Source organism: Roseivirga thermotolerans (genome assembly GCF_014653175.1).
GTDB lineage: Bacteria > Bacteroidota > Bacteroidia > Cytophagales > Cyclobacteriaceae > Roseivirga > Roseivirga thermotolerans.
In genome coordinates, this window is the sequence record NZ_BNAG01000003.1 from 394197 (window position 1) to 409612 (window position 15416).

At 45.4% G+C, this 15416-nt stretch carries 12 protein-coding genes; 9 read left to right on the forward strand and 3 right to left on the reverse strand.

Translation table 11 applies throughout. The features are described from left to right. Positions 1-30: 30 nt before the first annotated feature. Both IE164_RS11795 and IE164_RS11800 read right to left on the reverse strand, forming a co-directional pair. Positions 31-378 (reverse strand): hypothetical protein, encoded by a 348-nt coding sequence (locus tag IE164_RS11795; RefSeq protein ID WP_189630439.1) that lies wholly within the window; start codon positions 376-378, stop codon positions 31-33. A gap of 98 nt (positions 379-476) precedes the next feature. Next, entirely contained in the window at positions 477-842 is a 366-nt protein-coding gene (locus tag IE164_RS11800; RefSeq protein WP_189630440.1) for a hypothetical protein, read from the reverse strand. Positions 843-974: 132 nt separating this feature from the next. Here IE164_RS11800 and IE164_RS11805 point away from each other — a divergent pair, with 132 nt between their 5' ends. The 4 genes from IE164_RS11805 to IE164_RS11820 all read left to right on the forward strand — a co-directional run bounded on the left by IE164_RS11805 (position 975) and on the right by IE164_RS11820 (position 10471). After that, entirely contained in the window at positions 975-6530 is a 5556-nt protein-coding gene (locus IE164_RS11805) for an alpha-2-macroglobulin family protein (protein WP_189630441.1), read from the forward strand. Positions 6531-6575: 45 nt separating this feature from the next. Further along, positions 6576-8951 carry a penicillin-binding protein 1C gene (gene pbpC, locus IE164_RS11810; RefSeq protein WP_229838647.1) on the forward strand — a complete coding sequence of 792 codons (2376 nt, stop codon included), beginning with the start codon at positions 6576-6578 and terminating at the stop codon, positions 8949-8951. A gap of 219 nt (positions 8952-9170) precedes the next feature. Next, positions 9171-9707: a zinc-ribbon domain-containing protein gene (locus tag IE164_RS11815; protein ID WP_189630442.1), complete on the forward strand. Its 537-nt coding sequence runs from the start codon at positions 9171-9173 to the stop codon at positions 9705-9707. Beyond that, positions 9704-10471: a CPBP family intramembrane glutamic endopeptidase gene (locus tag IE164_RS11820; protein WP_189630443.1), complete on the forward strand. Its 768-nt coding sequence runs from the start codon at positions 9704-9706 to the stop codon at positions 10469-10471. The genes IE164_RS11815 and IE164_RS11820 overlap by 4 nt, the downstream gene beginning before the upstream one ends. A 22-nt stretch (positions 10472-10493) precedes the next feature. On the opposite strand, the gene ruvC is transcribed toward IE164_RS11820, so the two are convergent. Next, positions 10494-11051 carry a crossover junction endodeoxyribonuclease RuvC gene (gene ruvC, locus IE164_RS11825; protein ID WP_370299173.1) on the reverse strand — a complete coding sequence of 186 codons (558 nt, stop codon included), beginning with the start codon at positions 11049-11051 and terminating at the stop codon, positions 10494-10496. 68 nt (positions 11052-11119) lie between these two features. On the opposite strand from ruvC, the gene IE164_RS11830 reads away from it, so the two are divergent. The 5 genes from IE164_RS11830 to IE164_RS11850 are packed head-to-tail and all read left to right on the forward strand — an operon-like array spanning position 11120 to position 15415. Further along, on the forward strand, positions 11120-12223 hold the full coding sequence (locus IE164_RS11830) for a glycosyltransferase (RefSeq protein WP_189630444.1): 1104 nt from the start codon (positions 11120-11122) through the stop codon (positions 12221-12223). 9 nt (positions 12224-12232) lie between these two features. Then, the gene (locus tag IE164_RS11835; RefSeq protein WP_189630445.1) at positions 12233-12487 is read left to right on the forward strand and encodes a hypothetical protein; all 255 of its coding nucleotides are present in this window, start codon (positions 12233-12235) and stop codon (positions 12485-12487) included. A 3-nt stretch (positions 12488-12490) separates the two neighbouring features. Further along, a complete protein-coding gene (locus IE164_RS11840) occupies positions 12491-13717 on the forward strand; it encodes a GAF domain-containing SpoIIE family protein phosphatase (protein WP_189630446.1) in 1227 nt (408 codons plus the stop codon). After that, positions 13704-14327, forward strand: coding sequence for a polysaccharide deacetylase family protein (locus IE164_RS11845; protein ID WP_189630447.1), 624 nt, complete (start codon positions 13704-13706; stop codon positions 14325-14327). The genes IE164_RS11840 and IE164_RS11845 overlap by 14 nt, the downstream gene beginning before the upstream one ends. Before the next feature lie 2 nt (positions 14328-14329). Next, on the forward strand, positions 14330-15415 hold the full coding sequence (locus IE164_RS11850) for a glycosyltransferase family 2 protein (RefSeq protein WP_189630448.1): 1086 nt from the start codon (positions 14330-14332) through the stop codon (positions 15413-15415). The last annotated feature ends 1 nt before the right edge of the window (position 15416 follow it).

A 15416-nucleotide genomic window follows, 5' to 3' on the forward strand; every position in this document is an offset into this window, starting at 1 on the left:
GGCCCGTTTAAGCGCTAAGACAGAGATAAATCACTCGGTTTTTTTGGTAGCCTCAAACTTTCGGTTGCCTCCTTCAAAAGTTAGTGAAATCACTACGCCTTCTTTGTTTCGAGTGAAAGAAATACGGAGCCCCTTCGTGTTCTTCAATTCATATTTGTCTCCTGCCACTTCAACCATTTCTGTTAGAGGCTGAGATTTGTCTGAGGGTTGAGCCATGAGTACATTTTCGTTATTTAAACTCACCGTAATGTCAAAGCCCCGGTCAGTACTGGAGATATATTGTCCCACATAATCTTTTGCCGCCTTGTCCTGAGCCAAAAGCGTGGAGACTGAAAAAAGAATAAATGCCATAAATAGTGTTCGAATGGAGTTTTTCATAAGACCTTTTGGAACCTTAGATGTGTTTAGCTTCGGCAAGGTTACATACCTGAGACAGACCAGTGCACTATCCGCCAGGCTTACTATTCGCATTTGCTTCAATAAGGCAAAAACAGCAAATAAAGTCCCGTTAGTAAGTTGACGCCAATACAAACCCACCCGATGATTGTTTTTAGCTTTTTGTTGAAAGCTAGCAACAGAACAAACAAGAAGAATGTGAGGCCTCCAATAAAAGGAGGTGCAAAAAGCCACAACAGCCCACCAAGTCCGGAGTTTTCGGGTAGACTGGCACTTGAAGAGAGGGCAAAGGATGTAATGACCGAAAGTAGAATTCTCATTAGAAACTTCTCTGTTTTGTCATCCATAAATTTCTCCGCCTCAGCAGGAGCCTTTCTGTCTTGAATGACCATGGCAATAATCAGTACCACAAAGGAGAGCGCAACGGCTGCTATAAATATCAACATTGTATTACCAAGTTCTAAAAAAGAAATGAGGTAAGGGTGTATGCACAATAAAAACTAATATTCTAGTTATTTATTCAGTGAGGCTTTTTTGCCTATCTTATTAACAGTAATCATCCTCCTAAACGTAGTCCAATGCACATTAAAAAAATAATGAGCTCACTGCTCTTGTTTCTCCTAATTCTGGTTGTTTTTAATGCTTGTCAGAAAAATAAAAAAACTTCGTCTGACTATGACCGGATAGCCGATCAGCAATACAGTCAGGTAATAACCGCCTATACTTCAGGAAAAATATCGAGCCGATCGGTCATTACCCTTCAGTTAGCCGAAGATATATCTCCCGATCGCCAACAAAAACTGGCTCTTTCCTTTACTCCCTCACTCAAAGGAGAGCTTCGTTGGATAACCCCTCGGGTAGTTGAGTTCAAACCATCTTCGCCTTTGCCAAACGGTAAGTCGTATGTAGGCAGACTATCACTGGAGGGGCTTGGTTTGGCCAAGGCAGAAGGATTGAAGCCTTTCGAATTTCAGTTTGCTGTTATTGAGCAGGATTATGATCTAAACATTATCGGTCTGGTGAGCGATGAGGATGAACCCATGAGGCAGCAAATTATTCAAGGAGAGTTTACTACAGCCGATGTGGTTGACACTCTTAACCTGCAAAAGGCAGTAACTTTTGAACAAGAAGGAAATACTTTGCCGGTGCATTGGCAGTTCGACCGAACCATAGGCAAGAAGCACAGCTTCTATGTAACCTCTGTTCAGCGCAAAGAGCAAAGTTCAACGGTGCGATTTAAAGTAGATGGGTCGGTCATTGGAGCGAGGAGAGATCGTGAAGAAAACCTTGAGGTGCCTTCGCTCAATGATTTTTCGGTGATAAGTACACGCATGGAAAAAGGAGAAGACTCGCATATAGTCCTTCACTTTTCAGACCCGCTCAACGAAAGACAAGATCTTACAGGCCTCATAACTCTTGAGGACGACCCAAATCCCAAATTTGTGGTTTCAGGCAATTCAGTAAAGGTTTATCCTTCAACCGACTTGAATGGCGATAAGCTTGTGCAGGTATATGCGGGCATACGCAATCGGCTCGATTTCAAGATGGCCAAAGGGTACCAGCAGGCAGTAAACTTTAGCCAATTAAAACCGCAGATACGGCTAACCCGCCAGGGCTCTATTTTACCGGGAACCCAGGGGCTGATTCTTCCTTTCGATGCCGTAAACCTAAGAGCAGTAGAGGTTACCGTCATAAAAATCAATGAGTCAAATGTGCTTCAGTTCTTGCAGGTGAATAATCTGGATGGTGATGAGCAATTGAGAAGAGTGGGTAAACCCATTGTACATCAGGTGATAATGCTCGATGAGTCTGGAGTCACCGACTTTAGTCGATGGAATCGGTTTACACTCGATTTAGCCGAATATATGACTCCTGAAAAAGGAGGGATCTATCAGGTGCGCCTGAACATCAGAAAAGAATTTTCACTTTACAATTGCGGCCAAACTATAGAAGACCTAAACCTGGAAGGAAAAATACCCGAAGATAACTGGGCGACATACTCGGCCGAAAGAGGAGGAGAGTATGATAGCTACTATACCTACAGTTATGGAATGAATTATGACTGGCGGGAACGTGACAATCCTTGTCACGATACTTATTACGCCTCCAATGCCAGAATGGTGAAAACTAATTTACTGGCATCAGACCTCGGCCTTATGGCCAAGTTGGGAAACGACCGGAAACTTTCTGTGTTTGTTACCGACCTTAAAACCACTCAGCCCCTAACTGGTGTAGAACTGAAGGTATACGACTATCAACAAGAATTATTAGAAGTATTGCGTACCGATGAGAAGGGCCGGGCAGCACTCCAAACCCAGCGAAAGCCGTTTTTGTTGGAGGCTGTTCGCGGTTTAGACAAAGGATACCTGAAATTGACTGACGGAACATCTCTTTCAGTGAGCAACTTCGATGTTGGAGGAGCACGGGTAGAAAGAGGGATTCAAGGATTTCTTTATGGCGAACGAGGCGTTTGGCGGCCCGGAGATCCCATTTACCTCAACTTTATTCTAGAAGATAAGACCCATCAACTTCCTGAAGACCATCCGGTAGTGCTTGAGTTTATAGATCCCTCCGGACAGGTAAAAGACCGAAAGGTTAGCAATCGTTCAGTAAATGGCTTTTATCACTTTCCGTTACAAACCAATGAAGATGACCCAACAGGCAATTGGCTGGCCAGGGTTCAGGTGGGTGGCTCCACTTTTACCAAGCGGGTTAAAGTAGAAACCATTAAACCTAACCGACTAAAAATCAACTTCGATCTGGGCAAAGAAAAATTAACAGTGACCGATAGGCAGGTGAACGCCCGCCTACATGTTAATTGGCTTACGGGAGCTACCGCCAAAAACCTAAAAGCCGAATTCGACCTTTTTCTTAACCCTGTGGCTACCGTATTTGAAAAATATCCAAACTATATGTTCGATGACCAGGCCAGAGAATACTACCCCGAAACGCAGCGTATTTTTGAAGGCCTTATTGACACAGAAGGTAAAGCACAGGTGCCCATTGGCTTGGTTAGCCAGCCCAATGCTCCGGGCATGCTCATGGCTACTTTTAGTGGTAAAGTCTATGAGCCGGGTGGAGATTTCAGTATCGATCAGTTTTCTGTTCCATACTATCCCTACACGCACTTTGTAGGAATAAAAAAGCCGGAAGGTGACTATAGAGGCAGGTTGGTTACTCAGAGAGACCACACGCTGGAAATAGTTTCAGTAGATGCGGATGGTCGGCCCGTAGACCGTTCGGAGCTCATTTTTGAGGTCTTTCGCTTACAATGGCGCTGGTGGTGGGATCGCTCGGGCGATAATCTGGCTTACTATGTAAGTCGCAACGAAGATAATCCATACAAGCGCCAATTGATAAGTACCAAAAATGGTAAGGCTCAGGTTCATTTAAATATACCGAACGATGAGTGGGGCAGATACTACATTAGAGTGAGAGACCCGAAATCGGGTCACTCAGCCGGTTCGGTCACTTACTTCGATTGGCCGGGGTGGGCCGATAGTAATCAGCGACCGGGAGGGGCTTCGCTACTCAATTTCTCTACCGATAAACAAGAGTATAAAGTTGGGGAAAAGGTGACGGTCCGAATTCCGGCTAGTAATACAGGCCGGGCTTTAGTGAGCATAGAAAACGGCAGTCGTGTAATAGATGCCCATTGGCTTGAAACCAAAAGCGGAGCCAATGAATTCAGCTTTGAGGTAACCCCGGATATGGCTCCAAATGTATACGTCAATGCCACGCTATTGCAGCCGCATGCGCAGACTCAAAATGATTTACCCATGCGCTTATACGGTATAGTACCCATTCAGGTAACCAACGAACAAACGGTGCTGAATCCGCAGATCACCTTGCCCGATGTACTCAAACCTGAGGAGTCTTTTGAGGTAAATGTGAAAGAAGCAAACGGAAAGCCCATGACATACACCATTGCGGTGGTAGACGAGGGATTGCTCGATATTACGCGCTTTCAAACCCCAAACCCCTGGCATACCTTCTATGCGCGTCAGGCTCTGGGTGTAAAGAGCTGGGACGTTTATGATCACGTAATTGGGGCCTACAGTGGAGACCTTTCTCGTATGTTAGCTCTTGGAGGCGATGGTTCCGGAATGAGGCCGGAAAATTCCAAAGCCAATCGCTTTAAACCTGTGGTTAAACACCTGGGCCCCTTTCGGTTGGAAAAAGGAAAAACAGCTACCCACCGCATAGACATGCCCAACTATGTGGGTTCTGTGCGTACCATGGTTGTGGCAGGAGGCAACGGGGCCTATGGCCACACAGAAAAGGCCACGCCTGTGCGCAAGCCACTCATGGTGTTAGGTACCTTGCCCCGTGTTTTGGGGCCGGGCGAACAATTGCAACTTCCTGTGAGTGTCTTTGCTCTGGAAGATTTTGTGAAGCAGGCAGAGGTTGAGCTAAAAGTGAGTGGCCCACTGCTGCTCAAAGAAGGAGCCAGCAAAACAGTTAGATTTTCCGGCCTGGGCGATGAGTTAGTCAATTTTGCCCTTGAGGTAAAGCCGGAACTTGGAGTTGGCAGAATAGAAATACTTGCAAAGTCGGGTAAAGAAACGGCCAGACATTCAATAGAAATTCAGGTGCGTAATCCTAACCCCATGAGCACCAATCTCTATCAGGCGGCATTGCAACCCGGAGAGAGCTGGGAGCAGAGTTTTACAGCCATTGGCATTCAAGGTACGAACCGTACAACACTTGAGCTTTCTGTTATTCCGCCTATAAACCTGGAGAAAAGACTGGGATATTTGATTAGCTATCCCCATGGGTGCATTGAACAAACCACCTCAGCGGTGTTTCCTCAACTCTTTTTAAACGATGTGATGGAGCTAGAACCGCATAGGCAAAATGAAGTTCGAAAAAATGTGATCGATGCTATTGAGAAAATAGGCCGTTTTCAGACAGCCGATGGAGGCTTTGCCTATTGGCCGGGCAACAGCGATAACAATGATTGGGGAACCAATTATGCCGGACACTTTTTACTGGAAGCCAAAGACAAAGGATATAGCATTCCTTCGACTCTGCTTACCAACTGGAAGGCCTATCAAAGTCAGCAAGCCAGGCGTTGGAGTCGCTACGGAAGATATAATGACGATGCTGTACAAGCCTATAGGCTTTATACCCTTGCTAAAGCTCAGGCACCGGAGCTTGGAGCCATGAACAGACTGAGAGAAGATGAAGGGCTGAGCCTGGAAGCCAAATGGAGATTGGCGGCTGCTTATGCCCTGGCCGGTAAGCCACAAGTAGCCCAGGAAATGGTGAGCAAGTTGCCAAAAGTTGCTTCCAAACGCTCTGACTATTACTTCTATGGTTCGCTACTACGCGATAATGCAATGATTCTGGAGGCCATGGGACTAATGGGTATGCAGCAGGAGGGTATGGACTTGCTGCGCTCTGTGGCTTCCGAACTGGCCGAAGACCAATGGCTAAGTACTCAAACGACCGCTTTTAGTTTGTTGGCTATTATAAAGTTCGTAGGCATAAATAACAATGCCTTTGGCAGGAGTCTGCAAGCCGAGTATCAGGTCAATTCCGGCAGCAATCAGCGCATTGCTACCAGTAAACCCATCAGGCAAATTGTTCTTTCGGCCAATGAGCAGAGTGGAAGGTTGAAGCTTAGTAATACCGGAGAATCTATGCTGTTTGTCCACCTCATACAGCAAGGACAGCCGCTTGTGGGAGAAGAAAAAGATGGTAGCTCGGGCCTTCGCTTAGAAGTAAATTATTTCGACCGAGGAAATAACCCCATTGATCCGTCTCAAATGGAACAGGGAACGGATTTTTATGCTGAAGTAAAAGTATCTAATCCGGGCAGCCGTGGCATATACAGAGATATTGCCTTAAGCCAGGTGTTCCCATCCGGCTGGGAAATACTCAACGATAGACTGAACGAAATACCCGGAACTTCTCAGGGAGGAAACTACACCTACCGAGACATACGAGACGACCGGGTGTATACTTACTTCGACCTAAGACCCAATGAATCAAAAACCTTTAGGGTAAACCTAAACGCCACTTATACCGGTAAGTTTTACCTGCCGTCTGTCAATGCAGAGACCATGTATGATCATACTATTTATGGGAGAAAAGCCGGACGATGGGTAGAAGTAAAGCGGGTGAATTAGCCATCAGGCACTGAACATATTCGGCAGTTGAAAACCAGATTAACATTGAAAAGGCTCAGGAAGCATAAGAAGTTGCTGTTTGTAGTAGGTCTTCTTTTAGGAATGATCTACTACTTCTCTTTGCCTGAGCAACTGTTTGACGACCCCTATGCCACTGTTGTAAACGACAGAAATGGAGCCTTACTTTCTGCGAGAATTGCTCATGATGGACAGTGGCGCTTTCCTCCGCTGGATTCACTGCCTCAGAAGTACATTACTGCACTCCTTACCTTCGAAGATCAGCGGTTTTACCAACACCCAGGCGTAGACTTGCTAGCCATGGGGCGGGCCATTCAACAAAATATTACTTCCGGCCGGGTGGTGAGTGGAGGCAGCACCCTCACCATGCAAATTGTGAGGCTACACCGTAAAGGGAAAAAACGAACCGTATGGGAGAAGATGCTGGAAATGATATTGGCCACACGGTTAGAGTTCCGCTACAGCAAGCATGAACTTTTAAAACTCTATGCTGCACATGCGCCATTTGGGGGTAATACAGTAGGGTTAAATGCGGCAGCCTGGCGTTATTTTGAACGCAGCCCCCAAACCCTTTCATGGGCAGAGGCGGCTTTGCTTGCGGTGTTGCCCAATCAACCTGCCATGCTTTACCCCGGCAAAAGTATCAGACCGCTCAAGGCCAAGCGAGATCGATTGCTTGAACGATTATACCAATTAGGTCACCTATCGGCTACCGATCTTTCGCTTGCTTTGGCCGAACCTGTGCCGGAAAAGCCGGAAGAGCTTCCACAATGGTCGGCTCATTTTACAGACTTTTTGGTAAAGCGGGGGTACTCGGGCAGGCAGATAAAGTCAGGTATAGACATGCATGTGCAAAAGAGTGTGGTGGGTGTACTCAAGGCGCATCACCAATTGCTAAAAACCGATGGCATAAACAATGCGGCTGCTTTGGTACTCGATGTTCGCCAAAACAAGGTATTGGCCTATGCCGGTAATGTGGAAGGTGCAGGTAGGGAGCATCAGGAGTTTGTAGATGTTATTCAGGCCCCTCGAAGTACAGGGAGTTTGTTAAAACCATTGCTCTACGCCAGTTTGCTAAGTGAAGGGCAAATTCTTCCTAAAACCCTGGTGCCCGATGTCCCCGTATTTTATGGTGACTTTGCTCCCCAGAACTTCACCAAAACCTACGATGGTGCTGTTCATGCCGATATGGCCATCGCACGATCCCTCAATGTGCCGGCAGTAGAAATGCTTAAAACATACGGTTATCCCAAATTTTATCAGAAACTGAAGGATTTGGGCATGACCACACTCACTCAGCCGGCAGGGCACTACGGTCTCTCACTTATTCTTGGCGGCTCGGAAGGCACACTTTGGGACTTAGCAAATATTTATGCCGGCATGGCCCGAACGCTAAGCCATTTCAACACTCTTGGCTATGCCTCCAATCATCAGGCCTTTGCAGGCTTAGAAGCTTCACCAGCTGGTAATAACAGAGCAACTTCAGGCTCAGACAAAATAAGAACAGAAAGCCCTCATCTATCGGCCGCCTCCATTTGGTTCACCTTTCAGGCCATGTTAGAAGTTTACAGGCCGGCAGAAGATGCAGCATGGAAAATGTATTCCAGTTCTCACAAAATTGCCTGGAAAACGGGAACCAGCTTTGGGTATCGCGATGGGTGGGCCATTGGCATTACCCCTGAATATGTAGTGGCCGTGTGGGTGGGTAATGCCGATGGCGAAGGCCGACCCGGGCTTACGGGCATTAAAGCTGCTGCTCCTATTATGTTCGATATTTTCGATAGACTGCCCGAAACCACCTGGTTTCGAATGCCAGTGGCCGAGATGACTCTCGCAGCCATAGACCGGCCAAGCGGACATCTGGCTTCGCCATATTCGGCTCAGGTAGATACGGTGTGGATTCCAAAGGTAGGTTTGCGCACCTCCGCTTCGCCATACAATCGGCTCGTTCATCTCAACAAGGCACAGAGCCATCAGGTAAATGCGGGTTGTGTTCCTACCGACCAGTTAATTACAAAACCCTGGTTTGTTTTGCCTCCCAAACAGGCCTTTTATTTCAAAATGAAGAATCCTACCTATGCCGATTTGCCTCCTTTTTGGCCCGGTTGCGGCACAAACCTGACTGCACTAAAGTCTATGGAAATGATATATCCTGAGCAAAATGCATCGCTCTATTTGCCGGTTGAACAAGATGGTGAGGTTGGTAAAGTCATATTTGAGGCTACCCATCAAAGTCGGTTGGCCAGAGTACACTGGCACCTCAATGGCACATACTTAGGGTCCACACAGTCGGAGCACGTAATGGCCTTGCAGCCGGAGAACGGCAGACACAGGTTAGTATTGGTCGATGATTCTGGCAACGAGATTATAAGAACTTTTGAAGTGCTAAGAAAAGGAGAGTAGGATTGAGAACCTCTCTTTTAATGCTGTAACCTCGTATATCATTACATTCTAATTAGGGGTACTTCTTTAGATTACAAAGATGTAAACAGACTACTCGAGCAAAAAGCTGTGCTACCACAAATGGCAAAATATGAAAACATGCCTCTTAAGTAAGTAACCCTAGTTTTAATTTTCTTTTAATAGGAACATTAGCATATTTAGATACAATAAACTATTCACTTGGAAAATCAAGATACCACGCTCGACCAAGCAGTCCACGTCTGCTCAAATTGCCAAAATACCATAGATGATACTGCTACCTATTGTTCGCATTGTAGTTATCCGCAAAACGGAACAGAGGAAGAAAAGGCTAAATTTCAGAGGCGCATCGATGCCAAAAAGAGGCTTTTGAATGTAGTTGAAAAGGAGGTGAAGAAATCGAAAAACACACTGATAGCGCTAGGAGTGCTCAATATTTTGGCCGGTCTAATACTAGGTTATTTTGCTGATGATATGGCAACTCTCATTGCTTCTTCGGTTTTGGCCATGGTTTACTTTGGTTTGGCCATTTGGAGCGATAAAGAACCTTTTGGTGCCGGCCTCACGGGTTTGATCGTTTACGGTACAATTGTACTCCTTCAGGCTGTGTTGGAAGGTGCAATTTTTAGAGGGATCGTCTGGAAGATACTCATCATTAGTCTTCTCATTCGCGGGTTAAAGTCGGGGCTTGAAGTGAAGAAGGTGAAGGCTGAATTAAAAGAGTTGGGCATTTCATGACAAACGGAGCTCCGATAGGTCCTTTGCTTACATGCCAGCATTGTGGGGCAGAGCATTTTAACGATTTTCGCTTTTGTGGCCACTGTGGTCAGAAAAAAGAAATAGAAGACAGTCAAAGAAGCCCATTAGAATCCAAAGAGCTTCGAATCATTATCTGGTATGTTTCCAGCTTGCTGCTAATACTCGTGGTCTATCAGACTACTTCTATTCTCGACCAATGGCAGGAGGATTTTGAGTTTGTAGAAATTCTCCTTATTGCACAAACATTATTGTTTGCATACCTGAGTGGAAAGAAAGCATTGAAGCTAGGGTTTAAACCCATTGACCCCGGGGTGATTGGACTGGTTCTTATCTGTGCGGTCCCCGCTGCGGTATTGGTTCACTATTTTGCCGATTTTATTAACTTCAATTTGCTGGGTATTGAGTGGGATTTCCCTCAATATACCATTTATGGATTTGCTTATGCCTTTTTATTTGTGGCTGTTGTGCCTGCTATTTTTGAGGAAATGGCTTTTAGGGGCTTCTTCTTTACCCATATGAAGGCTATGGCAGGTACTCAGGCGGCACTGGTGGTAACCAGCATAGTTTTTGGAATTTCCCACCTTTCCGTCATAAGTCTTTTGTGGTTAATACCTTTGGGCTATGTATTTGGATGGTTAAGACAAAGGTATGGCACAATAGTATATGGCATGTTGGCTCACTTTACTTATAACCTCACCATAGTTGTGCTCGAATACATGCAATACAATCTGGAGTCTTTTTAGTCCATCCACTTGATGGTGCGTCTTACTTCACCCGTCCCGGGTTTTCGCTAATAAAGCTCTTCCAGCTGGCCGAACGGGTTTGGGCCTGACCATTCTGGAAATGATGACAAACTGCCACGGCAAGTGCATCTGTGGCATCGAGCATTTTGGGTAGCTCCTTTATGTTTAGTAAGGTCTGCAGCATAGCTGCTACTTGCTCTTTAGAGGCATTGCCATTGCCCGTGACCGATTGTTTAACCTTTTTTGGGGCATATTCGGTAATGGGTATTTCCCGCGCCAGAGCAGCCGACATAGCCACACCCTGCGCCCGTCCGAGCTTGAGCATAGATTGCACGTTCTTGCCGTAAAAAGGGGCTTCCAGTGCCACTTCATCGGGGTGAAACTCTTCGATAATAGAGGTGACTCTCTCAAAAATCTTCTTGAGTTTGAGTTCGTGGCCAACGTATTTCTTCAGGTGGATGACGCCAAATTGGAGTAACGAAAGCTTTTTGCCTTCTACCTTTAATACGCCATAACCCATCACGCTTGTGCCCGGATCTATTCCTAAAACAATTTTCTCCTGAACGGCCTTGTCTTTCACAAGGGCAATATACGGAATCGGTTTTTTCCGAAGGTTTTTAATTTGTGGCAGATTAGCAATCTTGCAGCATGCTGGCCATAGGGCTTATTCTTACCACCTACATTTTACTCGTTTTACTTGCTCTGAAAAACTGGAGCAAGGTAGATGCGAAATATAGTGGAGGTTCAAAGCCTCCGGCAACAAGTCTTATTGTTCCCTTCAGGAATGAAGTGGCCAACCTGCCCCATTTGGTCAAGTGTTTGGAGCAGCAGAGTCATCCCGATTTCGAGGTCATTTTTGTAAACGATCACTCCACCGATGCAGGAGCAGAGTGGCTCAATAATTACTGTGCTGCTGAAAACAGTGTGTTTCGCTTGATTCACCTCCATGAACAAACCGGTAAGAAGGCAGCTATTGAGAAGGGCGTTGAGGCGGCTAAAAATGAGATTGTGGTGACTACCGATGCAGACTGCTCAATGTCTTCTAATTGGTTAAAGACCGTGGCAGCTCCATTTGGGCTAGGGCAGGTGCAAATGGTTTTGGGTCCTGTAATGCTAACCGGTGAGTGCTTATGGCAAAAAATGCAGTCCATAGAATTCAGCGCCCTGATTGGTGCCACTAAAGTGATGACCGATTACGGGAAACCATCCATGGCCAATGGTGCCAATTTGGCTTACAGGAAGGCTGCTTTCAATGAAGTTGGAGGCTTTGATAATATAAATACCACTCCCTCGGGTGATGATGAGCTGTTGCTACAAAAGGTACAGATGAAGCATCCCAAAGGCGTAGTGTTTTGTGCTTTGCCGGAGGTGCTGGTTACTACCGCTGCTGCTCCCAATTGGCAGGTTTTTCGGGAACAACGTTTACGTTGGGCTAGCAAGTGGAAGGAGAACAAACGAAAAAACACCATAGTGGCGGCTCTGGGTATTGTTCTGGTTCAGTGTGCTACACTTAGTATTCCTATTTTGCCGGTGCTAACCAACTCCACCAGTAGTTGGTTGTGGGGAGTGCTTCTGGCCAAGCTTCTGGCAGAATTTCTGTTTATACGAAAAGTACGTAAAGCATACGCCTTCAAAACTCCATTCCCTTATTTTCTCCTTTGCTTTATTGTATATCCCTTCTATGCCATTTATTTTGGACTTGCCGCTAACTTTAGGAAATTTGAGTGGAAGGGAAGAACTTATTCACCCTGAACTATGACAATGACCGATGCTGAATTTGATGTGATGGATGAGCTTTATTTCGTTCAGCCATATACATATTTGCTGGAAGAACTCACTCTTAAAGAGGAGGAATTAAAAGCTACTTTGCAAAGCCTACTCGAAAAAGGCTATATCAAGTGTTTTTTTAATATGAATGATGAGGTTTTCGAAGAACAGCTGAACTTTGAAAAAGAATATAAAATCTACTATTATCTGGCCACAAAAACGGGGCTTTTGGCTCACAATGGTCGCTAATTTATGAAGCAAGACTCTTTACAAACCAAGTTTTACCAGAAAGAACTGGAGGTTAATGCCCTGTTGGAAATTACGCAGGCTGTAAACAACAACCTGCCCGAAGAAGATCTATACAAAATTTATGAGTTTACCCTGCGGGCCAACCTTCAAATGGAAAAACTTTGTCTGTTTGTAATGGAAGAAGATTGGGAGTGTAAAGTGCAGTTTGGAACCACCAAAGATTTCACTAAAATCCCCTTGGGAGAGGCTTGCCTTCAGGTGAGAAAACCCACGTTTATTGAAAGTGTGTCTTTAGAACAGCCTTGTTTCGATGAGTTTGAAATCATTATCCCTGTTCTGCACAAAGACAGGCTGTTGGCTTTTGTGTTTATAAAGTCTAAAGGAGAAGGAGTTAATGTAGATACCACCTTTATTCAGGCGTTGAGTAATATTATGCTTGTGGCCATTGAGAATAAGCGGTTGGCCAGAAAGCAACTGGAACAGCAGGCCTTTCAGCGCGATATGGAAATTGCCAAAAATGTGCAGAATTATCTCTTTCCGAAAGACCTTCCGGCCACCGATAAAATTCACATTGAGGCATACTATCAGCCTTGTAGAACAGTTGGGGGCGATTATTACGACTACATTACCCTCGAACATGAAAATCAGTTTGTGGTATGTATAGCCGATGTTTCCGGTAAGGGTATTCCTGCAGCCATACTCATGAGTAATTTTCAGGCAGTGCTACGTACCATTTCGCGCACAGCCGAAAATCCCATAGATGTGGTAAAAGAGTTAAACTATCAGCTCTGTGTAAATGCCAATCGAGAGAACTTCATTACTTTCTTTTTGGCGGTTTACGATTATGAAAAGAAAAACCTCCGTTACATAAATGCAGGTCACAATCCGCCACTGCTCATGAACGGGCAGCCCAAAATAGAGCGTCTTACCACAGGAACAACGGTTTTAGGAGCCTTTGAGCCACTGCCTTTTATAGATATGGGCTGCGTTGAAAACTTGGAACACTTCTCGCTGTTTCTTTTTACCGATGGTGTCACTGAAACTTTTAATGAAAATGAAGAGGAGTTTGGCAATGAAAGGCTGGAATCGTTTCTCATAGAAAACTACGACACTCCGCTGGAAGAACTGCACAAGAAGCTTTTAACCGAGCTCAATACGTTCAATGCCGGCAAGACCTTTTCAGACGATCTTACCTTTCTATCTTGTAAGGTGAACAATGCTTCCGTTTAGAACACCCTTTCTTGCGCCCTATGCCTTCCCCAACTTATTGTGGAGGGTAAACACGTTGGAAAAACACATATATCTAACCTTTGACGATGGTCCCATTCCCGGCCTTACGGAGTGGGTTTTGGAACAGTTAAAAACTCATGAGGCCAACGCTACCTTTTTTTGTGTGGGAGAAAATATTGCCAGGCATAGCAGTATTTTCCGGCAAATTATAAGTGAGGGTCACACGGTGGGCAACCATACCCAGCACCATCTGAACGGTAAGAATACCCCCAAAGGTGCCTATTTGGCCGATGTACAGGCCTGTGATGCAACCATGCAGCAACTGCAAGTATCATCTAAATGGTTTAGGCCACCCTACGGCAGACTCACGCGGGCTCAGCGCAAACCTTTGCTTAAAGAAAAAAAAGTGGTGATGTGGGATGTGCTTACGCAAGACTATGATCAATCCCTCAGTGCCGAAACAATTCTTACGAAGTCAATTCAGGCTACACGAAAGGGATCTGTTGTGGTTTTTCATGACAACCTGAAGGCAGAGAAAAACCTCAAAAAGGTGCTGCCCAAGTACATCGATTACTTTAAGCAGGCCGGATATCAATTCAAAGCGCTATGACGATGCTCATAGTTGCGATTACATTGGTATATCTGGTGCTCATACTTACTGAGTTGGTACTGACTTTACTTTTTAGTACTCGATTTAAGAATGTCTCTCAGCAGCCCAACGAGTGGCCTCATGTGTCGGTGCTCATATGTGCCAGAAATGAAGAGCTGAATCTCGATCGTTGTTTGGAGTCTCTTATTCGCCAAGACTATCCCCGTGAGCACATGCAACTCCTGATAGGGAATGATAATTCCGAAGATGGCACAGCAGAGAAAATAGCCGGTTATACAAGTAGTTATTCTTTTATTAAAGAGATCGAAATTACTCATGAAAAAGATGGGCTTATAGCCAAGGCCAATGTGCTCAATCAGCTCATTGATGCTACCGATGATGAGTATATTGTAATTCTTGATGCAGATATGAAAGCCCGACCGGGGTGGCTAAGGAGCATGGTTTCGGCCTTGGGACACAGTCCATTAGTAAGCGGTTATACCCGTATAGATCCGCATAGCTTCCGTGCACAAATTCAGGCTTTCGATTGGCAGATAGTGCTACACAGCATGAAGGCTATGGCCGATACTTTTCGACCTATATCCATACTTGGCAATAACATGGGCTTTAGACGATCGGCCTACGATCAGGTTGGAGGATTCAGAGCACTTGGCCCAACCGATGTGGAAGATTTAGGGTTGTTGCAGCGCTTTCAGAAAGCAGGGCTTTCTACTCTACAACTCATCGATGGACAGGGCAGTGCCTACACACTGCCCCAGGCCACATGGACAGAGATAATTGTGCAGCGGTGCCGGTGGATGAACGGGGTCTTTACTCATCATTGGCTGCTGGCCATACCGGCTTTTTTTGCCCGCTTATGGCTTCCTGTGGCTTTGTTAATGTTCTTCTTCCATCCAGAGGTGGCACTCTTTATAGTTCTTTATGCCTATGGAGCCTCGCTGGTCAAGTATATACAAGTGAGCCATCGTTCGGCAGGAGCGTTTAAACTATTGCTTGGTGAACCTTTTTTTATAAGTCTTTTAGATACTTTTGCGTTGCTGAGAATTCTCATTTTCGGTAAAGTAAGTTGGAAAGGAAGAAAGTTCTGAA

What these genes read in the sequence shown, in the direction of transcription:
- IE164_RS11795 (WP_189630439.1), bottom strand. Translation starts at nt 378, where the DNA reads ATGAAAAACTCCATTCGAACACTATTTATGGCATTTATTCTTTTTTCA.
- IE164_RS11800 (WP_189630440.1), bottom strand. Translation starts at nt 842, where the DNA reads ATGTTGATATTTATAGCAGCCGTTGCGCTCTCCTTTGTGGTACTGATT.
- IE164_RS11805 (WP_189630441.1), top strand. Translation starts at nt 975, where the DNA reads ATGCACATTAAAAAAATAATGAGCTCACTGCTCTTGTTTCTCCTAATT.
- IE164_RS11820 (WP_189630443.1), top strand. Translation starts at nt 9,704, where the DNA reads ATGACAAACGGAGCTCCGATAGGTCCTTTGCTTACATGCCAGCATTGT.
- IE164_RS11830 (WP_189630444.1), top strand. Translation starts at nt 11,120, where the DNA reads ATGCTGGCCATAGGGCTTATTCTTACCACCTACATTTTACTCGTTTTA.
- IE164_RS11835 (WP_189630445.1), top strand. Translation starts at nt 12,233, where the DNA reads ATGACCGATGCTGAATTTGATGTGATGGATGAGCTTTATTTCGTTCAG.
- IE164_RS11840 (WP_189630446.1), top strand. Translation starts at nt 12,491, where the DNA reads ATGAAGCAAGACTCTTTACAAACCAAGTTTTACCAGAAAGAACTGGAG.
- IE164_RS11845 (WP_189630447.1), top strand. Translation starts at nt 13,704, where the DNA reads ATGCTTCCGTTTAGAACACCCTTTCTTGCGCCCTATGCCTTCCCCAAC.
- IE164_RS11850 (WP_189630448.1), top strand. Translation starts at nt 14,330, where the DNA reads ATGCTCATAGTTGCGATTACATTGGTATATCTGGTGCTCATACTTACT.